At 61.0% G+C, this 21404-nt stretch carries 21 protein-coding genes; 13 read left to right on the top strand and 8 right to left on the bottom strand.

What is annotated here, in order from left to right; genetic code table 11:
* Window position 1: 1 nt before the first annotated feature.
* On the top strand, window positions 2–931 hold the full coding sequence (locus tag IAE36_RS05490; protein WP_201210902.1) for an aliphatic sulfonate ABC transporter substrate-binding protein: 930 nt from the start codon (window positions 2–4) through the stop codon (window positions 929–931).
* Window positions 932–997: 66 nt separating this feature from the next.
* Here IAE36_RS05490 and IAE36_RS05485 read toward each other — a convergent pair whose 3' ends face one another.
* From IAE36_RS05485 to IAE36_RS05475, 3 genes are all read right to left on the bottom strand, one after another.
* Window positions 998–1561 (bottom strand): hypothetical protein, encoded by a 564-nt coding sequence (locus IAE36_RS05485; protein WP_201210900.1) that lies wholly within the window; start codon window positions 1559–1561, stop codon window positions 998–1000.
* 130 nt (window positions 1562–1691) lie between these two features.
* Window positions 1692–2054 carry a cupin domain-containing protein gene (locus tag IAE36_RS05480; RefSeq protein WP_201210898.1) on the bottom strand — a complete coding sequence of 121 codons (363 nt, stop codon included), beginning with the start codon at window positions 2052–2054 and terminating at the stop codon, window positions 1692–1694.
* Between the two features lie 2 nt (window positions 2055–2056).
* Window positions 2057–2644: a GNAT family N-acetyltransferase gene (locus tag IAE36_RS05475; protein WP_201210896.1), complete on the bottom strand. Its 588-nt coding sequence runs from the start codon at window positions 2642–2644 to the stop codon at window positions 2057–2059.
* Window positions 2645–3091: 447 nt separating this feature from the next.
* Between IAE36_RS05475 and IAE36_RS05470 the strand changes: the two genes are divergently transcribed.
* Window positions 3092–3994 (top strand): DMT family transporter, encoded by a 903-nt coding sequence (locus IAE36_RS05470; protein ID WP_201210895.1) that lies wholly within the window; start codon window positions 3092–3094, stop codon window positions 3992–3994.
* 51 nt (window positions 3995–4045) lie between these two features.
* Here the strand turns inward: IAE36_RS05470 and IAE36_RS05465 are convergent, their stop codons facing one another.
* Complete coding sequence (locus IAE36_RS05465; protein WP_201210894.1) at window positions 4046–5086, bottom strand: GlxA family transcriptional regulator; 1041 nt, start codon at window positions 5084–5086, stop codon at window positions 4046–4048.
* A 414-nt stretch (window positions 5087–5500) separates the two neighbouring features.
* Here IAE36_RS05465 and IAE36_RS05460 point away from each other — a divergent pair, with 414 nt between their 5' ends.
* From IAE36_RS05460 to IAE36_RS05445, 4 genes are all read left to right on the top strand, one after another.
* Entirely contained in the window at window positions 5501–6820 is a 1320-nt protein-coding gene (locus tag IAE36_RS05460) for an NAD(P)/FAD-dependent oxidoreductase (protein ID WP_201210893.1), read from the top strand.
* 83 nt (window positions 6821–6903) lie between these two features.
* Entirely contained in the window at window positions 6904–8232 is a 1329-nt protein-coding gene (locus tag IAE36_RS05455) for an MFS transporter (RefSeq protein WP_201210891.1), read from the top strand.
* A gap of 63 nt (window positions 8233–8295) precedes the next feature.
* On the top strand, window positions 8296–9189 hold the full coding sequence (locus IAE36_RS05450) for a dihydrodipicolinate synthase family protein (protein ID WP_028634261.1): 894 nt from the start codon (window positions 8296–8298) through the stop codon (window positions 9187–9189).
* Window positions 9190–9201: 12 nt separating this feature from the next.
* The gene (locus IAE36_RS05445; protein ID WP_201210889.1) at window positions 9202–10692 is read left to right on the top strand and encodes an aldehyde dehydrogenase; all 1491 of its coding nucleotides are present in this window, start codon (window positions 9202–9204) and stop codon (window positions 10690–10692) included.
* Window positions 10693–10788: 96 nt separating this feature from the next.
* Here IAE36_RS05445 and IAE36_RS05440 read toward each other — a convergent pair whose 3' ends face one another.
* Window positions 10789–11496 (bottom strand): GntR family transcriptional regulator, encoded by a 708-nt coding sequence (locus tag IAE36_RS05440; RefSeq protein ID WP_028634259.1) that lies wholly within the window; start codon window positions 11494–11496, stop codon window positions 10789–10791.
* 498 nt (window positions 11497–11994) lie between these two features.
* Between IAE36_RS05440 and IAE36_RS05435 the strand changes: the two genes are divergently transcribed.
* From IAE36_RS05435 to IAE36_RS05415, 5 genes are all read left to right on the top strand, one after another.
* Window positions 11995–12846, top strand: a complete 852-nt coding sequence (locus IAE36_RS05435) for a glycine betaine ABC transporter substrate-binding protein (protein WP_201210888.1) — start codon at window positions 11995–11997, stop codon at window positions 12844–12846.
* Between the two features lie 117 nt (window positions 12847–12963).
* The gene (locus tag IAE36_RS05430) at window positions 12964–14049 is read left to right on the top strand and encodes a quaternary amine ABC transporter ATP-binding protein (protein WP_201210886.1); all 1086 of its coding nucleotides are present in this window, start codon (window positions 12964–12966) and stop codon (window positions 14047–14049) included.
* Entirely contained in the window at window positions 14046–14906 is an 861-nt protein-coding gene (locus tag IAE36_RS05425) for an ABC transporter permease (RefSeq protein WP_060481880.1), read from the top strand. Before IAE36_RS05430 ends, IAE36_RS05425 begins: the two co-directional genes overlap by 4 nt.
* Window positions 14893–15741 (top strand): ABC transporter permease, encoded by an 849-nt coding sequence (locus tag IAE36_RS05420; RefSeq protein ID WP_201210952.1) that lies wholly within the window; start codon window positions 14893–14895, stop codon window positions 15739–15741. Before IAE36_RS05425 ends, IAE36_RS05420 begins: the two co-directional genes overlap by 14 nt.
* 10 nt (window positions 15742–15751) lie before the next feature.
* A complete protein-coding gene (locus tag IAE36_RS05415; RefSeq protein ID WP_201210884.1) occupies window positions 15752–16750 on the top strand; it encodes a 4-hydroxyproline epimerase in 999 nt (332 codons plus the stop codon).
* A 98-nt stretch (window positions 16751–16848) separates the two neighbouring features.
* On the opposite strand, the gene IAE36_RS05410 is transcribed toward IAE36_RS05415, so the two are convergent.
* Window positions 16849–17211, bottom strand: coding sequence for a hypothetical protein (locus tag IAE36_RS05410; protein WP_201210882.1), 363 nt, complete (start codon window positions 17209–17211; stop codon window positions 16849–16851).
* 205 nt (window positions 17212–17416) lie between these two features.
* Between IAE36_RS05410 and IAE36_RS05405 the strand changes: the two genes are divergently transcribed.
* The gene (locus tag IAE36_RS05405) at window positions 17417–17659 is read left to right on the top strand and encodes a hypothetical protein (RefSeq protein WP_201210880.1); all 243 of its coding nucleotides are present in this window, start codon (window positions 17417–17419) and stop codon (window positions 17657–17659) included.
* Window positions 17656–18453, top strand: coding sequence for an exodeoxyribonuclease III (gene xth / locus IAE36_RS05400; protein ID WP_201210878.1), 798 nt, complete (start codon window positions 17656–17658; stop codon window positions 18451–18453). The genes IAE36_RS05405 and xth overlap by 4 nt, the downstream gene beginning before the upstream one ends.
* A gap of 27 nt (window positions 18454–18480) precedes the next feature.
* Here the strand turns inward: xth and IAE36_RS05395 are convergent, their stop codons facing one another.
* Window positions 18481–19668, bottom strand: coding sequence for an MFS transporter (locus IAE36_RS05395; protein WP_201210876.1), 1188 nt, complete (start codon window positions 19666–19668; stop codon window positions 18481–18483).
* Window positions 19669–19701: 33 nt separating this feature from the next.
* The gene (locus IAE36_RS05390) at window positions 19702–21066 is read right to left on the bottom strand and encodes a 3-deoxy-7-phosphoheptulonate synthase (RefSeq protein WP_201210868.1); all 1365 of its coding nucleotides are present in this window, start codon (window positions 21064–21066) and stop codon (window positions 19702–19704) included.
* Window positions 21067–21404 lie beyond the last annotated feature (338 nt).

The raw sequence follows: 21404 nt of genomic DNA, 5'->3' as shown, positions 1-21404 counted from the left end.
CATGGCGCTTGCACGTGTTGCCCTGTTGCTGCTGGCAGCGCTGGCGGGTCTCGCCCATGCCGGCGACCCGCCCAGCCTGCGCATCGGTTATCAAAAGGGCTCGATCAGCCTGGTGCTGGCCAAGCAGCACCAGTTGCTGGAACAGCGCTTCCCGAACACTCAGGTCCAGTGGCTGGAGTTTCCCGCGGGGCCGCAGATGCTCGAGGCGCTGAACATCGGCAGCCTGGACATTGGCGCCACCGGTGACATACCCCCGATCTTCGCTCAGGCAGCAGGGGCCGACCTGCTGTACATCGGGGCTGAGCCCGCCAAACCCCAGGCCGAAGTGATCCTGGTGCCCAACGGCAGCCCGATTACCCAGGTGGTCGGGCTCAAGGGCAAGCGTATCGCCCTGCAGAAGGGGTCGAGTGCGCACAACCTGGTGCTGCGTGCGCTGGCAAAGGCAGGCTTGAGCATCCGCGATGTACAGTGGGTGTTCCTGGCCCCGGCTGACGCCCGCGCTGCCTTCGAGCGTGGCAGCGTGGATGCGTGGGCGATCTGGGACCCGTTCTATTCGGCCATGGCACTTGAGGGCAAGGCGCGGCTGCTGGCCGACGGGCAGGGGTTGGGCCTGAGTGGCCCCTTCATGCTGGGCGCCCGGGCCTATGTACAGGGCCACCCACGGTTCGTCGCGCAGGTGCTTGACGAAATCAGCCGTGCCGAGGCGCTGACCCGCAGCGACGAAGCCGGCAGCGTGCGGCTGCTGGCGGCGTTCATGGGCCTGCCGGAGGCGGTGGTGCAGCGCAGCTTCATCCACCGGCCGCCATCACCGGTACTGCCGGTGAGTGACGCGGTGGTTGCGGCTCAGCAGAAAACGGCTGACCTGTTTTTCGAGCACAAACTGCTCCCAAAGCGGGTGCGGGTGGATGCATCGATCTGGCAAAGGCCCTGAGGGATCATGAGACTCGCGGGTATTTCCAGTGTGGCTGTCGGAAAGCTCGGCGGTGCCCGCCAGCGATCAGCCCCAGAAAACCAGGTAGATCTTGCAGGCCACCATGATGACCAGCAAACCCAGCACCACCCGCGCTAACCAGGGTTTGCTGGGTGGTGCGCCGTCCGGGAAGTGGTCAGCGGGTGTTGCCGGCAGTACGCCTTTGCGTTGCAGGCGCATTTCATGCAAGCGCTGGCGCATGCCGCGATGGCGTTTGCTGTTGATCACCAGCAAACCCAGCAGGGCCAGTGCCAGCACCGCCAGTTGCCCTGGGCCGGCGTAGCGAGTACCGAACAGGCTGGCGGCTACCAGCGCGGGCGCCAGCAGGCAAGGCACTACCAGCCAGATGCCCCAACGCAAACCCCGGATGAAGGCGAACTGACCTGTGCACAGCAGTAGTACCAGGCCCAGCAGTACTGCCATGGTGTAGTTCCCGCTGTCAGGCACACCACGCAGATAACTGTGTTGCCAGAGCGCGATGCCGCTTCCTGACGCCAGCGCACAGAGCAAGAAGCCGCCCGCAAAGCTTGGGAAAAACCGCGCCATGAACGCGTCGAATTGGCCGCCGCTCAGTCGCCCTGGGTGTTTCATCGCAACACTCCTTGTCAGTGATTCAGGCTGTCATTGCCTTGATGCAGGGCGCGAACAATAGCAGATTATGCGTTTGTCCCCGAAACCGCTGCTGAACTGCCAAAGACGCTCAGTCTGATGCCGAGACAAGTCACGTGCTGGCGGGCAAGAGGATCACAAAATTCTTTTTCATGTCTTCGAGCACAGTCCATTTGCCCTTGGCGCCTGGTTCGATAATGAACGTGTCGCCAGCGGCGAGTGTGACCTGGGCGCAACCCTCGAGCTCGATGACGCAGCGCCCACCCAGAACGTGGCAGAACTCCCAGACTTTGTAGTCGATGCGCCAGGCGCCGATGCTGGCTTCCCACTCCCCGGAAATGCGGCCTTGCTGCTCATCGTGATAGTACTTGGAGGTCAGCGTGTGGGGGGTACCTTCCAGGACTTCTTCGAAAAAGGGAAGGTCGCGCACCGGTTGGATATCCAGGTCGCGGAATACGGTCAGCGTCTTGTTCATCATTATTTCTCGAGCAGGTTGTGGGTAGGGCGATACATCAAGTAGGCGTCACCGGTTACGCCCAGCATCGGGTGCGCAACGATCTGGCAGGTTTTAACAATTCGGAAGCCATGGCGTTCATAGAACCGGCGTGCGCCGTGGTTTTCTGCATAATCGATCAGGCATAGCCCCTCCAGCCCGGCAGCATCGGCGCGCTGCTGGGCATGGCGAAGAAACTGCACGCCAAGCCCCTGGCCGCGCCAGGGCTCATCCAGGGCCAGGCTGGAGATGTACAAGGTGTTGGGTATTTCCATGTCGGCATAAGGCGCAAGCACCGGGTCGGTCTCGACATGCCCGTCAGGCGTGGCGTGCAATGCATAGCTGTGCATCATGCCGATGACGCGCCCTGCGTCGGTGGCCATCAGGCAGTTCTTGTAGGAGAAGTCGCCCTGCTCCCGGGCATAGCGGGCCGCACCGACACTGAGCAGTGCTTCACCTGGTGCGGCAAGCTTGCTCCATATGTAATCGGCCATGCCCTCTGAGGTCAGTTGAAAGAAGCGCGCGATATCGTGCGCATCCGAGGCTTGAGCGGGTCTGAAATCGATGGGCATGCAAGGTGCTTCCGTGGCATCGGGTGGTTAGTTTTTCAAGGGTTACGCCTGTGGCAAGGTGGCAGAGTAGGAGGTTGGAAACGTTGCCATCATGCTCTGGGCGAACACTGTCAACACAAGGTGCGACGTTGCCCTCATGCTCCGACCCTTATCTGGGCTGCCTTCAGGTGGGTGTTCTGCTTGGCGTGTCTACATTTGACAAGGGCACGTCCTCTCAAGGCGATAGAGGCCCCTGTTGGCGGGCCATAATTCACATAACGGCTTACTGCGCGCTACCGGTAAGCCGCTGCACTATCTGCGAGTAAGCAGCCTCGTCTCATAATTCCAACGCTGCAGCGCCCCGCACCGGCCCGCCGGTAGCACCTCATAACTATAAATGTCCAATCACACTCAACGCCGCGCTGCGACTGTGCGGATTGCGTTCGCGCACCTATTGAGACGACTGCCATGATCGCTACTTCCGTTTCTGCGGCCGGTGTTGCCACCGGTCATCGTAATGCACTGCTCTGGGCGCATATCGCTGCCTTGCTGTTCGGCCTTACCGGTATCCTCGGGGCGTTGATCCTGGCAGACGCCAGTATCATCACCTTTGGCCGGGCGACCTTTGCCTTCATTGCGCTAGGTTTCGTTGCGGGCCTTAAAGGTACGCGTCTACTCGATGCCCTGACCTGGCGCAACGTACCCGTGCTTGGCCTTACCGGCACGTTGCTGGCAGCACACTGGGTGACATTTTTCATTGCCGTAAAGGTCGGAGGGGTAGCGGTAGCCACGCTCGGTTTCGCCAGCTTCCCGGCCTTCATTGCCCTCATCGACCTGCTGTTCTTCCGCGAACGCATCAGCCGTAGCGAAGGGCTGTTACTGCTGATGGTAACGGCTGGCCTGGTACTGGTGGTGCCTACGTTCGACCTGCTCAACGAGGGTACTGTCGGGCTGATCTGGGGGCTGGGCTCGGGCGTTTCATTCGCGTTGCTGGCAGTGGTGAACCGGCGGCACACCACGCACATGAAAGCCTTGCAGGTGGCGTTCTGGCAGAACGTTGTGGTTGCCCTGCTGATGGTGCCCTTCGCGTTTGATCATCTGCCGGCTATCGGTCTGCATGCACAGGACTGGATGTACCTGGCGCTGCTCGGCGTGTTCTGCACCGGGCTTTCGCAGGTTCTCTTCGTCAAGAGTCTGGAGGGTTTGCAAGCGCGCACCGCGGGCATGATCATCGCCCTGGAGCCCGTTTACGCCATCCTTGGCGCGTGGTGGCTGTTCGAGGATGAGCCATCGCTGCGCATGGCTGCAGGGGCATTGCTGGTTGTTCTGGCAACAGTACTCGGTGCGCGCTGCAAGCCTACCCCCCATTAACGCCGCGAACCGGGCACTGAGCCCCAGGTGCGCTGTTGATGGGGCCGGGGCTCACTTCACTTCACGCTGCATGCTTTTAATGCACCCAAAGCGTTTTTCCTTGGAAGGGCTGTAGCCGAAGAATGTCGTATAGCATTTGCTGAAATGGCTCGCCGAAACGAAGCCGCAGGCGATTGCCACACTCAGTAGTGGCAGCTCTGAGTACTGCAGCAGGCGGCGGCTTTCGGTAATGCGCAGCTCCATATAGTACCGAACTGGGGTAGTGCCCAGTTGGTGCTGAAACAGGCGGCCTATCTGCCGCTTCGAACGGCCTACATAGCTGGCCAGCTGATCCTGGCTCAAGGGCTCTTCAAGGTTGGCGCTCATCAGGTTGATGGCCTCGCGCAAAGGCTCGCTGATGTTCGCATGGGGAGCGGGGCTGGCGCGGCGGTAGCGCGACGCCTCAAAAGCCAGGATCGCGGTAATGCCGTCGGTGAGTTGCGTACCCCGTTTCGTGCCCAGCCATTCGAGCACCATATTGAACGCGCCGGCAGGGCTGGCAGCGCTCAAGCGGTCCCGGTCCACCACGAAGCTCTCCGAGCTGACGTGGCTGCGCGGCGCTGTCTCGGCCACTGCGGCCCGGTGCTCGGGGTGCACGGTGCAGCGGTAGCCATCCAGCAGGCCGGCCTGGCTCATGAACCATGCACCATTCCAGAGCCCTGCAAGTGCGACGCCTTTGTGCGCGAGCGCCTGCAGCCAGCCCGTCAATTGCACCGAAGCGACCAGTGGGGTGCGCAACCCTGCGCAGATCACCAGTAAGTCGAGCGGCTGCTGAAGGCCTGAAGTGATGGCTGCTGCGGGGCAGATCACAATGCCCAGGTCGCTGGTGACGGCGGCCCCATCAACACTGAATGTGCTGCTGGCGCAACTTCCGGGCTGGATCAGGTTGGCGGTGACGAGTGTATCCAGCGCCTGCGTGAACGCAGGAAGGGAAAAGTGCTCAAGCAGCAGGAAGCCAACCTGCGTCTGCTGCCTGACACCAGCATCGACCGGGGGCGTGAAGCGTGAGTTGTGACCGCTGAGGGTATTGCTGAAGTTGCGCGTCGGGTTCACGGCTGATTTCTCGAAGATTCAAGGCGGGTTAAACGCACTGGCAGAGGGTGCTAGGGCAGGCAGCGGCTAATGTATACCAAAGATAGACAATGAATACAGTAGATGGGTATCGAGCCTGCGGCGGTATCTAAAACGTGGGTATCAGGTCGCGTTCAGGCGTAAATAGACATGATTGAGTCGCTAACAGACGTGCCGTGTGCGTGCCGCTGTGAGCGGTATCGAAAACAGAAAAATATCTGTAGACACACTGTCTAACGCTACCTATATTCAGTATACAGACTGTAGACATAGCGCCATCGCATGACCATTCGCGAGCTTCGAAAACCTCGGCCGTACAGGCCCAGTACACCGATTGCCACGTGATCGCGAGGCGGGATGAGGAACAGGCGCTAACAACAACAACTGGTTCCTGAAATGATAAAAATAAGTTCGTTGCCCGCTGACGACACAACATGCGGCTGGTACCACCTCAGTAAAGGGCGGCAGATCAAGCTCCCGCATACCGGCCACACCCATGCTCGCTGGGTGGTGGTGGGTGCTGGCTTTACGGGCCTGGCCGCTGCTCGGCAATTGGCATTGCATTTTCCGGACGACCAAGTCGTTCTGCTGGAGGCCCAGGAGGTGGGCTACGGCTCGTCTGGGCGTAACGCCGGCTTTGCCATCGACCTGCCGCACGATATCGGCGCCGAAGACTACATCGGTGACATTGGCATTGCCCGTACCACCCTAAAGCTCAATATCAGTGGCCAGTCGTTGCTCAAGGACCTGGTGGAGCGTTACCAGATCGACTGCCAGATGAAGCATTGCGGCAAATACCAGGCGGCCGTCGAGCCGCGCGGTATCGCGGTGCTGGAAGCCTATCGACGGGGCCTGGACAAACTCGAACAGCCCTATCAGATGATCGAGGCGGATGAGTTGCCTGAGCACATCGGCACCCACTTCTATCGCAAGGCGCTGTTCACACCAGGTACCTCGCTGGTGCAACCGTCGGCACTGGTCAAAGGCCTGGCAGATCACCTGCCCGCCAACGTCACGTTGTACGAACACACGCCGATCACCGACGTCGCCTATGGCGCTCAGACCGTGCTCAAGCATGCCAACGGATCGATTACCGCCGACAAGCTGGTGCTCACTACCAATGCCTTTGGCATGAGCTTCGGGTTCCTGAAAGGGCGCATGTTGCCGGTGTTCACCTACGCCAGCCTGACCCGGGTAATGACCGATGAGGAACAAGCGCGCCTGGGCGGCAAGCCTTACTGGGGCGTGATCCCTGCAGACCCATTCGGCACCACGGTGCGGCGTACGCCGGACAACCGCCTGCTCATTCGTAACAGCTTCAGTTTCAACCCGGATGGCCGTGCAAACCGCAAGTTCATCGACAGGTTCGCGGCCCGTCATCGCGACGCCTTCACGCGTCGTTTCCCCATGTTGCCCAACATGCCGTTCGAATACACCTGGGGCGGCGCCCTGGCCATGTCGCGTAACCACATGGGGTTTTTTGGCGAACTGGCGCCAAACGTGTACGGCGCCCTGTGCTGCAACGGCCTGGGTGTGACCCGGGGCACGGCCACCGGAAAACTGTTGGCCGACTGGCTGGCGGGGGAGCACAACGAGCTCATCGACTTCGTGCGCAAGACGCCCGGGCCCAATGCCAACCCGCCCGCACCCCTCATGTCGCTGGGCTTGAACATGAACCTCAGGTGGGGGCAATACCGGGCGGGTAAGGAGAGCTGAGCCCTTTCAATGCCTTGAATGCCGTGGCCGGCCTTGGCCGCTGGCTGAACAGGTCGGCACTACAGCGGTAGCAGGAGAAAATAATGACAAACTCTGATGTATCGATTGAAGACGTTCCTATCAGCCGCTTTCACCAGTTGCTGACGGTCAGGTCCGGCGGCGGTTCGTTCGTGGACGGCTATGTCCTGAGCATTATTGGCGTGGCTATGTCACAGATGTCCGTGGGCCTGGGGCTGACCAGTTTCTGGCAGGGCATGATTGCGGCCTCCGCCCTGATGGGTATCTTCTTCGGCGGGTTTTGCGGCGGGTGGTTGACTGACCGGTTTGGTCGCAAACGGGTCTTTTTCGTCGGGCCCACCTTCTTCATCCTGGCGTCGTTGGCCCAGCTTTGGGTCGACTCGGCGCTCGCGCTGTTCCTTTTGCGCTTCGCGATCGGCATTGCAGTCGGGATCGAGTACCCGGTAGCGACTTCGCTGCTGGTGGAGTTTCTGCCCAAGAAAAGCCGTGGCCCTCGCCTGGCGACCCTGACGGTGCTGTGGTTCGCGGGTGCCGCAACTGCCTACATGACCGGTGAGGCCATTCTGCTGCAGGGTGGGGATGATGCGTGGCGCCTGGTGCTGGCCAGTGCCTCGGTGGTGGGCGCCGTGTTGTTTGCGCTGCGCCTGGGCACCCCCGAATCACCACGTTGGTTGATCAGCAAAGGCAGAAACGCAGAGGCCGAGCAGGTCATCAAAAAGGTGTATGGCGAGGCGTTCTCGCTGCGCAACCTGCCCGAAGAGCCCAAGACCCGCAAGCTCTCGTTCCTTAGCCTGCTGCACTCGGGTTACGGCAAGCGCATGTTGTTCGTCACGATGTTCTGGACCTGCTCGGTGATCCCGGTATTCGCGGTTTATGCATTCGCGCCGAAGGTGCTGGGTGCGCTCAACCTCAAAGGTGAGTGGGCGTCGATAGGCTCTGTGGCCATCACCAGCCTGTTCGTGGTCGGCTGCATCATCGCCACCCGTTTGCTCAACACCTTGGGCCGACGCACCACACTGCTGCACAGCTTTCTGTGGTCGGGGCTGGCGCTGCTTGGCCTGGGTGCCTGCAGTGCCGGCTCCGAGGTGCTGATTTTGGTGCTGTTCGGTGCGTACGCCTTGTTCATTGGCGGCGCCCAGGTACTGCAACTGGTCTACCCCAACGAGTTGTTCCCGACCGAGATCCGCGCTGGCGCAGTAGGCGTGGGTACCTCCCTGTCTCGCGTAGGGGCGGCGGTGGGCACCTGGCTCGTGCCAATTGGCCTCGACACCTATGGCATCGGCGCAACGATGTACGCAGCGGCGGGGGTTACGTTCATCGGCCTGGCGTTCTCGTACGCACTGGCGCCTGAGACGCGCTCCATGAACCTGCAGCAGGCGGCGTCACTCGCTTGACCCAGCCAAGCCGCGGCGTGCGTGCGTCGTGGTTTTAATCCAACGACATACTGGAGATATACCGTGAAGTTCGAAGGCATCTACACACCTGCAGTGACCCCGTTGTCGGCCGACGGCTCGATCGACAAAGCGGCCTTTGCCGACGTTCTCGAGTACCTGGTCGATTCGAAGGTGCACGGGGTCATCATCGGCGGTTCAACCGGCGAATACTACGCCCACACCTCCCAAGAGCGCGTTGAACTGGCCGCACAGGCCAAGGACGTGCTCAACGGCCGCCTGCCATTGATCGTGGGCACCGGCGGCATCCGCACCGAAGACGCCGTGGCCTTCGCCCAGCACGCCAGGGACATCAAGGCCGATGCACTGCTGGTGGGCACCCCGCCGTATGCACTGCCGACCCAGCAGGAAATCGCCCTGCACGTCAAAGCGGTCGATGCCGCTGCCGGCCTGCCGATCATGCTGTACAACTACCCAGGCCGCATGAGCGTGAGCATGGGCGAAGCGTTCTTCGACGCCGTTGCTGACGTGAAAAACATCGTCGCCATCAAGGAAAGCTCAGGTGACATGGCCCAGTTGCACCGCCTGGCCATCAAGCGGCCGAACATCCAGCTTTCCTGCGGCTGGGACGATCAGGCCCTAGAATTTTTCGCCTGGGGCGCCAGGAGCTGGGTCTGCGCCGGTTCCAACTTCATCCCGCGTGAGCACGTGGCCCTGTACGAGGCCTGCGTGATCGAGAAGAACTTCGACAAGGGCCGCAAGATCATGGCCGCGATGATGCCGCTGATGGATTTCCTCGAGGGTGGCAAGTTCGTCCAGGCCATCAAGTACGGCGTTGCCCTCAATGGCCTGAATACCGGTGGTGTGCGCAAACCGTTGTCCGACCTGGATGCCGCCGAGAAAGACACGCTCAAGCAGGTTGTAGCTGAACTGAAAGCCACCATCGCCCAGATCAACTAAGGAGCCTTGAACATGGCTGACTTGCTGAGCAAGGATCAATACGCGGCCATCGCCGCCGACCTGCAACTGCGCACCCAGGCGTTCATTGACGGTGAATTCCGCGACGCGATCTCGGGTAATACCTTCGTCACCACCAACCCGGCTACCGGCGAGCAGTTGGCCGAGGTCGCAGCCTGCGATGTCAACGACGTGAACGTCGCCGTCGCCGCAGCCAAACGTGTGTTCGAGCAGGGTACCTGGTCGAAGATGCAGCCGAACGACCGCAAGCATGTGTTGCAGAAGTTCGCCCAGTTGCTCGAAGACAACGCCCACGAGTTGGCAGTGCTGGAAGCCTTGGACAGTGGCAAGCCGGTCAGCGAGTGCCAGACCGTCGACGTGCCGGAGACCATCCACACTGTCCGCTGGCACGCCGAACTGATCGACAAGATCTACGACGCTACCGCCCCGACCGGCAATGCGGCAGTGACCATGGTGGTGCGCGAAGCCATCGGCGTGGTCGGCCTGGTGCTGCCGTGGAACTTCCCGCTGCTGATGCTGGCCTGGAAGATCGCCCCATCGCTGGCTGCCGGGTGCTCGGTAGTGGTCAAGCCCGCCAAGGAAACCACCCTCAGCGCCTTGCGCGTGGCGGAGCTGGCCCATGAAGCGGGCATTCCTGCCGGGGTGTTCAACCTGGTGCCTGGCGGCGGCCGCGAAGTGGGCGAAGCCATCGGCCGCCATATGGATATCCCGATGGTGAGCTTTACTGGCTCCACCGATACGGGGCGGCTGTTCCTCAAATATGCCGCAGAGTCCAACCTCAAACGCATCGTCCTGGAGCTGGGTGGCAAGAACCCGGCGGTGGTCATGAACGACTGCGAAGACCTGGATGAAGTGGCGCAGTTCGTCACTGCCGGCGCGTTCTGGAACATGGGCGAGAACTGCTCGGCGTCCTCGCGCCTGATCGTGCACAAGGACGTGAAGGATGAGCTGCTGGCGCTGATCGGCAAGCACCTGAAAGCGTGGAAACTGGGCGACCCGCTCGACCCGGAAAACCGCCTGGGGGCGATGGTCAGCAAATCGCATTTCGAGAAGGTCAAGTCCTACCTGGACTACGCCAACGAGCACAAGCTCAACGTGGTGCAGGGTGGCCATACCGAGGGCGGCCTGCGCGTGCAGCCGACCATCGTGGATGGCGTTACCCGCGACAGCAAACTGTTCGTAGAGGAAATCTTCGGCCCGGTGCTGAGTGTGACCAGTTTCGAAACCCTCGACGAGGCGATCGAACTGGCCAACGATACCGTTTACGGCCTCGCAGCGTCGGCGTACACCGGCAGCCTGCGCAATGCGCTGCGCCTGTCGCGTGAAATTCGTGCCGGCGTGGTGACCGTGAACTGCTTTGGCGAAGGTGACGTAAGCACGCCTTTCGGTGGCTACAAGGAGTCTGGTTTTGGTGGGCGCGACAAGTCCATCTGGGCCCATGACCAATACACGGAGTTGAAGACCATCTGGATCAACGCTTCGTGATCCGAGCAGTCGCGTTGCTGTTCTGACGGCGTTCGGCACGCAACTGGCCACTGCCCCTTGGGGCAGTGGTTTTTTCGTTGGAGCCCAGGCGCGACATCAGTAAGCCAAGGCGACCTCAACACCGCTGGGTGCGGTGTATTCGGCCATCCGCCTGCGGGACAGCTCCCAGTGGGCCTGGACGATCTGAGTAGCAGCCTGCGGGTCGCGGCGTTCGATGGCGTCGATCATCTGGTCGTGCTGGTCGCAGGCCAGTTCAAGGTCGCGTTGCATGTCATCGGTGGTGGGGTGGCGGTAGAAGATCCGCCCCAGGCGCGCGTGATCAATCAGCAACCGGCGCAGGCTGGGCATCAGGTACTCGTTGTGCGCCATCTTGCCAATCTCGAGATGGAACGCGTCGTTGAGGATGACGCGGTTTTCAACGTCTTTACTGTCGATCGCCTGGCGAAACTGCTGCTGGATACGCTTGAGCTGTTCGATCTCCGCGTCGCTGGCGTGCAGCGCAGCCAGTTGGGTGGTGGCGATGTAGATAAGCGGTGCTGCAAGAAAGAAACTTCGCAGGGAGTCGTGGTTCATCGCTGCGACCCGCGGGGCGCGGTTGGTTTCCAGCTCGATGTAGCCCTCCGCTGCGATCTGACGTAGCAACTCGCGCACCGGCGGCCTGGACAGGCCGAATTCATTGCCAAGGGCGATCTCGTCGACGACCGCGCCAGGCGCAAGCTCCATATTCAGGATGCGGCGACGGAGTGCCTCGCTCAATACCACTTTGCGATCAATCGGGATATCCGTGGCCTTCGGCGCATTCATGGAAGACTTCTTGTTGGTCATGAGGTTGTCTACGGTTTGGATAAGGGCTTTAGAAGGTGATTAGACAGCAGGCCTACACACAATCATGAAGGTGTTTCGCCGTCAGTCTACGGTATTGGCTTTGCCATCGCTGCTTTTATCAAAGGGCCCACGCTGCTGCGCTCGGTGGCCCATCTGCCGCTCACATTGCGCCAACGCGTTACACCCTACGCCCAAGCCCAGGCGGTAGCGCTGTTCCATTCACGACAGAACAATTACTGATTACGACTGGCCCTGGCCTCGGCGCCCAGCACCTCGACGAGCTCAAGCGCAGAAGATTCAAAGGTTTGAGCTGAGTTGATGAATTCTATTTGTATACATATAGAATTCAGTAAGTATTGACCGGCTTGTGCGCCCGTGCCAGTCTCGCTGCACGCGCCCGGTGGGGAGCCCTCGGCAAGCCCGGGCGTGTACTCGGCATAGGCGTCACTTATAAATTCACAATAAAGGTAAGAGCCAATGGGTTACATGAAGAAAGCGCTCTGTGCGCTCGCGATGTTAGGCGCAGCGGTGCTCAACGCGCAGGCGGAAGACAACGTGATCCAGATGGGTACCCTGTCGTGGGAAGACCTGACACCCATTACCGGTATTACAAAGAAAGTGCTCGAAGATTCCGGCTATACGGTCAAGGTGACATCGTTTTCCGAATGGGGCATTGCCTACGCTGCACTGAGCAAAGGCGACATCCAGATTCTGGCGTCGCAGATTGACTACGTCGCTCAGGATTACTGGAACCGCAACAAGAACCGGCTGGAGAAGTTGTCCCCGGTTTCACACGGGTTGTACCAGGGCATCGCGGTGCCCAAGTACGTACCCATCGACTCCCTCGAACAGCTCAACGACCAGGCCGATAAGTTCAGCAACAAGATCATTGGCATTGAGCCAGGCTCTGGGCTGATGAGCGACGCGGCGAAAGCGGTCACCGAGTACGGTATTCGGCTCAACCTGCTGGAGGGCAGCTCTGCGGCCATGACCGCGGCGCTGAAGTCGGCCATCGACCGCAAGGAATGGGTGGCGGTGACGATCTGGGAGCCTTCCTGGATGTCGCAGAAGTACGACCTCAAGTTCCTCAAGGACCCCAAAGGGGTGTTCCCGCCACCGCAGGGCTACTACTGGATCGGGCAAAAAGGCTTCGCGGAAAAGAACCCCCACGCCCGTGAAGTGCTGGCCGGGGTCTATGTGCCGCTCAGCGATATCACCGCCATCAATGGCGAAGTCAAGGACGGCAAGACCATGGACCAGGCCGTCGCGGACTGGACATCGCGTAATGCCGAGCTGATCAAACGCTGGGAAAACATCAAAAAGCCCTGACCTGAAGCGTGACCGCTGAAGGAGGGCGGTCACGTTCATGATTGCCGATCTGCCACTGACACTGCCGTAAACGACTTAAACAATAAAACCAGAAATTGCTGGGTTGACGGGTGTGAAATGAAGAGTTCAGTTAGTTGCGCTGATGATGTGCTGGTAAGTTGCCGTGGTGTGTGGAAAGTGTTCGGCGAGCATGTTGAAGATGCTATCCAGGCGAGCCGCGATCATGGCATCTCCAAAAAGCAGATACTGCAGGACCATGGCTGCGTCATCGGGGTGTCCGACGTCAGCCTGGACGTCAAGCGGGGCGAGATTTTCTGCATCATGGGGCTCTCGGGCAGCGGCAAATCGACCCTCATCAGGCTGCTGAACAAGCTGATCGAACCCAGTGCAGGGCAGGTACTGGTCAAGGGGCAAGACCTGGCCACGCTTGATGGCCCGGCATTACGCAACGTCCGTTCGCAGCACATCGGCATGGTGTTCCAGAGCGTGGCGCTGCTACCCCACCGGACGGTGTTGGAGAACGTCGCGTTTGGCCTGGAGGTACAGGGCGTCGCCAAGGCCGACCGGCTCTCGGCGGCCCAACGCTCGCTGGACAAGGTGGGTTTGAGCGATTGGGCCGCGCGCTACCCAAGCGAGCTGTCCGGGGGCATGCAGCAACGCGTGGGGCTTGCCCGGGTGCTTACCTGCGACCCTGAGATCATCCTGATGGATGAACCGTTCAGCGCGCTGGATCCGTTGATTCGTCGCCAACTGCAGGATGAGTTTCGCAGCCTGACGAAATCCCTGGGCAAGTCGGCAGTCTTCATTACCCACGACCTGGAAGAGGCCATCCGCCTGGGCGACCGTATCGCGATCATGAAGGACGGCGTGATCATCCAGGTCGGTACCGCTGAAGACATCGTATTGAACCCGGCCGATGGCTATGTGGCCGACTTCGTTGCCGGGATCTCACGCTTGCATCTGGTGAGGGCGCACTCGGTGATGGCGTGTCACGCAGCGTGGGGCATGCGCCACCCCCACATCGACCTGGGTACGCTGCCCATTGCAAGCCCGCAGGCCGACCTCGACGAGCTGATCAATTGCCTGGTCTTGTCCAGGCGTGAAGCCTTGCTGATCGTGGACGACGGCCAGCCCATCGGTATTGTCACACCCACCGACCTGCTCCGTGGGGTGCAAGGCGCTGAGCGGGAGGCGAGGGCATGAACCTGTCGACCTTTCCCGCCAATTTCGATGCCGCTGTAGACGCCGGGCTGGAATGGTTGACCGACAGCGGCGCCCAAGTATTCGACTGGATCAACGGGGTGCTCACCAGCCTGGTAGATGCTTTGTCATGGGTGCTGAACCTGGCGCCGTTTTACGTCGTGGCGTTGGCGATCGGCGCACTGGCCTGGCGGCTGTCGGGGCACTGGCGATCAGCAGCGCTGACGGTCATCGGTCTGCTGGTATGCGCACTGATCGGCATGTGGGGCGAAACCATGAGCACACTGGCGCTGGTCCTGGCGGCAACCACATTGGCATTGCTGGTCGGCATCCCATGCGGTGTGATCGGTGGGCTGTGGCCCAAGCTCGACGGTGTGGTCGAGCCAGTGCTGGACCTCTTGCAAACCCTGCCACCCTACATCTACCTGTTACCCGCTATTGCTCTGCTGGGTTATGGCTCGGCGACAGCCTTGGTGGCGACGTTCATCGTCGCTATCCCGCCGGTGCTGCGCCTCACGGCGCTGGGTATTCGCATGACACCACGCGCTTTCATCGAACTGGGCGAGGCCAGCGGCACCCGCCCAATGCAGCTGTTCTTCAAGATCCGCCTGCCGTTCGCCTTGCCCAGCATCATGACAGGCGTCAATCAGAGCCTGATGATGGCTTTCGGCATGGTGGTGATTGCGGGGATCGTAGGCTCGGGAGGGCTTGGCGAAGCCATCTACGGGGCCATACGCACCCTCGATATTGCCCGCTCCATCGATGCCGCCCTGGCGATCGTGATCCTTACCCTGATCCTGGACCGTCTGGCACAGAACGCCACCCCTTCGCAGCGCGAGGCCCAGAATAATGCTCACTGACATGCGCTTTTCTCCGGGTGCCGTGCTGGCGCCAGGGGTCGACTGGCTCAATGCCAACTTCCACCCGTTGTTTGCGTTCATCAGCCGTGTGGTCGACGCCGTGCTGGGCGGTTTCGAGGCGGCGCTGCTGGCGCTGCCTGCGTGGGGGGTGATTGCATTGGTCACCGCGCTCGCCCTGGTGATGATCAACGTGCGTACGGCCGTGCTGGCCGCCGCCATGCTGGGCTTCTGCCTGCTTTCGGGGTTGTGGACGGCATCCATGCAGACACTCGCACTGGTGTCGGTGTCCGTGTTGCTGTCAGTGATGATCGCGTTCCCGCTGGGCATCCTCGCGGCTCGGTTCAAGCGTTTCGAGCAAGCCTCCAGCCCCGTGCTGAACATCATGCAGACCGTACCGCCGTGGGTCTACCTGATACCTGCGGTGATGATTTTCAGCCTCGGCAAGGTACCCGCCATCATGGCCACCGTGATCTACGGGGTGGCACCCATGATGCGCCTGACCACATTGGCGTTTCGCCAGGTGCCGCGCCACCTGCTGGAACTGGGCCAGGCATTGGGCGCTACGCCCCGGGTGATCCTGTGCAAGATCGAGCTCCCTTCGGCTGCCCCCACACTGCTGGTGGGCCTGAACCAGTGCATCCTGCTGTCCCTGGCGATGGTAGTGCTGGCCGGCCTGGTGGGCGCTGGCGGCCTTGGTGCTGAAGTGACCCGGGGCCTGACGCGCATGGAGATGGGCCTGGGGCTACGGGCAGGGCTGGCCATCGTGGCCGTTGCGTTGCTGCTGGACCGTCTGTCACGCGGCTTGCTGCAGCGTAAGCCGGTACGCCAACACTAAGGAGATCTGCATGCGCAAGACGTTCTTCTGCATCGATGCCCACGCCTGTGGCAACCCGGTGCGTGTAGTGGTGGGGGGCGCGCCGTTGCTGCCCCACGTCTGCATGGCCGAGCGCCGTGCCCTCTTTCTGCGTGATCACGACTGGATGCGCAGGGCACTGATGTTCGAACCGCGTGGGCATGACGTGATGTCTGGCGCCATGATTTACCCGACGGTGCGTGAGGACTGTGATTTCGCCGTGCTGTTCATCGAAGTCAGCGGCTGCCTGCCAATGTGCGGCGCCGGCACCATCGGGCTCAGCACGGTGGTGCTCGAGCATGGGCTGGTGACACCCCGAACGCCGGGGCGGCTGGCTATCGAAACGCCAGCCGGCAAGGTGGAGGTGGAGTACGTTGAAGCCCAGGGCAAGGTGAGTTCGGTGCGGTTGATCAATGTACCGAGCTACCTCCACCAGGCTGATCTCGAAGTATCAGTGCCAGGGCTTGGGGTACTGAAGGTAGACATCGCCTACGGGGGCAATTATTACGCCGTCGTTGAGCCTCAGCCTGGTTGGCCCGGGCTGGACGGCCTGTCGGCGGCGCAGATCGTCGACCAGAGTCGGCGTTTGCGCAGTGCACTTGCCCCGCTGTGCGACCCCAGGCACCCGGAGCACGATGACATCCGCGGGGTGCACCATGTGCTCTGGTGTGATGCAGGGCGGCAGGCCGATGCCGATGGGCGCGGTATCGTCTTTTATGGCGACAGTGCCCTGGACCGTTCGCCAGGCGGCACCGGCACCTCCGCTCGGCTTGCACAGTTATACGGCAGAGGGCGGCTAGGGGTGGGCGATACGTATTGCAGCGAGAGCCTGATCGGTACTACGTACCTCGGGCGTATCGAGTCGGCCTGTAAGGTGGGTGAGTACGATGCAGTTATCCCAAGCGTTTCTGGGTGGGCCCGTGTGACAGGGCTGAATACGCTGTTCGTGGATGAGCGTGACCCTTTGGCGCATGGATTTCAGGTGCTGTGACGGACGTGTAGGTGCAGTGGCAGGTGGAGGCCGGGGCTTACAGCGGCACCGGCCTCGTACTGTTTACGATCTACCTGGAGGGCAGGGGGCGCTTAGGTTTAACCTCCGCCACCCGCGCCACCCGCGCCACCCGCTCCGGAGCCGCTTGAGCCGCCCGTGCCACCGCCCATGTTTGACCCACTACCGTTGCCGTTTCCGGTATCAGTCTCTGAGCCGTCGGTAGTGCCATCCCCACCGGTGTTGTCGGTGCCGTTGCTCCCGGTACCGCTAGCGCCGGTACCCATGCCATCTCCGGGCGTACCTGAGCCTGTGGCTCCGCCATTGCCATTCATGTGGCCGCTGTCTTGGGTTTGCACGCCCGGTGCGCGTTGGTCGTTCATGTCGGTCGCTGCCAGCGCCAGGGGCGCGCTGGCACCAAGACACAGAGCCAGTACTAGCGATTGGGGCTTGAGAATCTTCATGGTGTATCTCCTTCTGGATGCTCACCCTTGCTTTGTCCTGCCCGCCGGGCGACCTGTGCGATGGGGCCGACGTAAGGGACGAACAGCCTCGGCGCCACACTTTGTGGCGCACGTAAGCACGGCTCCTTGTCTGGCGCACACATTGCGGTTGAACATCGCGCCAAGCCCAGGCTCTGACCAGTAATGGTCAAGCGAGGACGTTCAGATGAGCATCGAACGCAGCATCCCCGAACTTGCGGCTTGGTATGCACAGTACGACGACATCAGCTACCGGCAGGCGTCGCCGGACGCCTACCACCATGAACTGGTCCGCACGGCTGAGGCCCTGCGTGACGACGGCATCATTGACTGGGACGACTGGCTAGCGCTCGAGTCACTGGCCGACCAGGCGCATGTGCGGGCACTTGAAGATGCAGTGGCGGCCCACGTCAGTGACCCGGACACATGAAAGCCCTGAAGATCGCCACCTTCAACATCAACGGTATCCGCAGCCGCCTGCCGGCGTTACTGGCGTGGCTGGCGCGTGAACGGCCCGACATTGCCTGCCTGCAGGAACTGAAGGCAGCGGATCGGCAGTTTCCGCGCCAGGAGATCGAAGCAGCGGGGTACGGCTGCCTTTACTTGGGGCAGCCGGCGTGGAACGGCGTGGCCGTGCTGGCCCGTGACAGCGAGCCGCTGGAAGTTGCCAGGCACCTGCCCGGCATGCAGGACGATGACCAGAGCCGCTATCTTGAAGCTGCCGCCCATGGGGTACTGGTGGGCTGCCTGTACCTGCCTAACGGCAACCCGCAACCCGGCCCTAAGTTCGACTACAAGCTACGCTGGTTGGGCTGCCTGGTCAGGCATGCACAAACGCTGTACGACAGTGGTCATCCAACGGTGCTGGCCGGTGATTTCAATGTGGTGCCGACTGACATGGACATCTATAACCCGCGCTCATGGGGCAAGGACGCGCTGGTCCAGCCTGAGTCCCGTGCGGGGTTCGAACAGCTGCTGGCGCAGGGCTGGGTCGACGCCATCCGCCGCGTGTACCCTGACGAGCGCATCTATACGTTCTGGGATTATTTCCGCAACCACTGGGCCCGCAATGCCGGGTTGAGGATTGACCATCTGTTACTCAATAGGGAGCTTGCTCCCTACCTGAAGAGTGCGGGCGTTGATGCTTGGGTGCGGAATGAAGCTAAGGCCAGCGATCATGCGCCCGTTTGGATTGAGTTGAGTGCGCGTCGTGGACGTCGCTAGTGCACACTGCCCAAACGTTCGCTAGGGTCATTGATCCGCGTGTCCATCGGCAGTTGGAGGCCTGCCTCCCATCTGCAGGGCAAGCGTGCCGATGGCTACCGATGCTGCAGCGGCGCCCGCAATCGGGATGTTGGCGAGCCCGAAATGGGTAATCACCCAGCCTGCGCCGATGCCTCCCAACGCCGTTCCTAGGTTAAACGACGCAATATTCAGTCCTGAAGCCACTGCACTGGACTGCGGAACAGCGTGATGTGCCAGGCGTAGCATGCGCAAGGTCGACAGGGTCACTATGGCAAAGAACACAATTCCCAATAGCCCCACCAGCGTTAACGTGACGATCATCGAATCGCCCCAGATGTGCAAGCTCACCAGGTTAAGCATCAATGCCGTTAACCCACCGAGCAAACATCGATCGGCGTCGAAGGTATCGATGAGATAGCCGCCAAGCAAATTGCCGAAAATGGAGCAGATACCGAACAGCAGCATTGCCAGGCTCAGAACCTGCGGCGGGACACGGGTGATGTCCAACAAGAACGGCGACACGAAGGTAAAGAATGAAAAAGTCGCCACGCTCACCAGCATCGCGATCGTGGCGGCCCCCAACAGTTCGCGGTGCAACAGGGCCGCGAGGCTTTCTTTCAGGTCTGTGGCGCACTGATTCGAGGAAAGGGGTTGCTGGCGCATCAGAAGCACCAAGCCGATGGTGCTGACCAGGCCCAAGCCGCCGATGGCCAGGAACACCACGCGCCATGACCAGTAGCTGCCCAAGAACGTGCCGATAGGTACACCAAAGGCGATTGAAAGGGTCAGGCCCATCCATACCAGAGACAGCGCCCGCCCTGCGCGCATCGGGTCGACCAGTTTGACGGCTGCGTTGGAGGCCACGGCCATGAATACCCCATGTGCGAGGCCGACGATGAAACGCACGCTATGCAAGATCAGTACATCGGGCGCCAGACTGATGGCCACGCCGCCAGCGGTAAGCACGCCGAGGGTCAGCAACAACACGGTTTTGTCGCGCCAGTTGGCCAACAGCGCCGTGATGATCGGGGCGCCAATGGCGGCGCCCAAGGCATAGGCCGCAATGGCTGAGCCGACTTGCGAGATGGACTCATGCAAGTCCGCCGAGATCGCCGACACCAGGCCGGCAACGACGAATTCGGACAAACCGAATGTAAAAGTACAGAGCGAAAAAATGTAGATGACGGCAGGCATAAAAACTCGGCTGTGGGGAAGGGCGGGATCGTCTCAGCGGGCCAGTTGTGCAACGCGTAGCGCTAGTTCGAGGGCTTGTTCATGGTTGATGCGTGGGTCAACCTTGCTCAGGTAACGTCGGGACAAGTCCTTGGGTTGCAGGTTGCGCGCGCCGCCCAGACATTCGGTGACGTCATCCCCTGTGAGCTCCAGGTGCAGGCCGCCCAGGCGAGTGCCGTGTTCGCGGTGGACGCTGAAGGCCGCTTCAATCTCGCGCATGATCTGCTCAAAGTGTCGGGTTTTGGTGCCGCACGTCAGGGTTTCGGTATTGCCATGCATGGGGTCGCACAGCCAGAGCACGTTGCTGCCTGAGCGCGTGACGGCGTTGAGTAAGGCAGGCAGTGTTTCCCGGATTTGGTCAGCGCCCATGCGGTGGATCAGTGTCAGACGACCGGGTTCGTTGCCGGGATTGAGCCGATCTATCAACGCCAGCAAGGCATCGGGGCTCACGTCGGGACCGACCTTGACGCCCAATGGATTGTGAATGCCCCGGCAGTACTCCACATGAGCACCCTCTAATTCGGCAGTGCGTTTGCCGATCCATGGAAAGTGCGTGGACAGGTTGAACCAGCCGTCGAAGCCGGGCACTTGGCGCGTCAGGGCATGCTCGTAGTCCAGCAGCAGGGCCTCATGGGACACGAAGGTTTCACGGTGCAGGAAACGGTCCGCATCGCTGCCCGACAGCGAGGTCATGAAATGTGTGGTGCGCTGCACCCCCTGGACCGTGCGCTGGAAGGCCTCCCGTTCGGGCAGCGCGTCGATCCATGCCGTGGGCCAGTGCACGGGTTTGAGCAGCTCGTCGATTCCGGCTTCATACAGCGCACGGATAAACCCGAGTGTTGCAGCGCCACACGCATGGGCCTGCAACAGGCGCTTCGGATCTGCCTGGCGTGCGAGTGGAGTAAACGCGCTATCGTTAACGATGTCGCCACGGTACACCGGCAGGGTCTGCTGCCCCAGGGTTTCACACTCGCTTGAGCGCGGCTTGGCATATTGCCCTGCCAGGCGCGCCAGGCAGATGACTGGCGTTTGCAGGCCCTGCATGAGTACTTGGGTCATTTGCTGCAGCACTTTGAGCTGACTGGCTGTGGCGTCTTTGGAACAGCGCTCGAAGGACTCCGCGCAATCGCCGCCCTGCAAGATAAAACCGTGGCCGTTCTGCGCCTGCACGATCAGGTGCCTGAGTTGCAGGATCTTGTCGGCGTTCACCAGCGCTGGCCGCTGGGCCAATGCGTGCAAGGTGTGCTGGAGCTCGGCGGGGCAGGAATAGGCGGGCTGATGCAAGGCTGGGCGTGATCGCCAGGTATCGGGTGTCCAGTCAGTGGCCATGGCCTGGAAATGTGGATATGTCGTCAGCATTCAGCGTCTCCTTGTCTGTGCGTGAATCGGGGATCCAGCCGGCGCAGATGCACTAAGTTGGCGTCTCGTTAAACCGACTTCCGTGACCATGCCCAAAACGCGTGCTTGCAAAGGTGGCGGTGATAGTGCGGGGCCAAGCATCAGATGAGAAATACTATAAACGTCTCTGTTTAATACTATCGGCGAGGCTTAGTTGCTTTTTGATGACGCCTGTATTAATCCATGATGCGCGTTATCTTCAGGTGTATTTTTCGGCGGGTTGGCGTATCACGTGGGCGCGACCCTAACTAAACAAGGGGCGCGAGTCGTCAAGTGTCGGGTTTTTTCTCTGATATCTG

Source organism: Pseudomonas sp. S36 (assembly GCF_016647875.1).
Classification (GTDB): Bacteria; Pseudomonadota; Gammaproteobacteria; order Pseudomonadales; family Pseudomonadaceae; genus Aquipseudomonas; species Aquipseudomonas parafulva.
The sequence above is the reverse complement of the archived record's forward strand: the minus strand, read 5'-3'. Positions and strand labels throughout refer to the sequence as shown.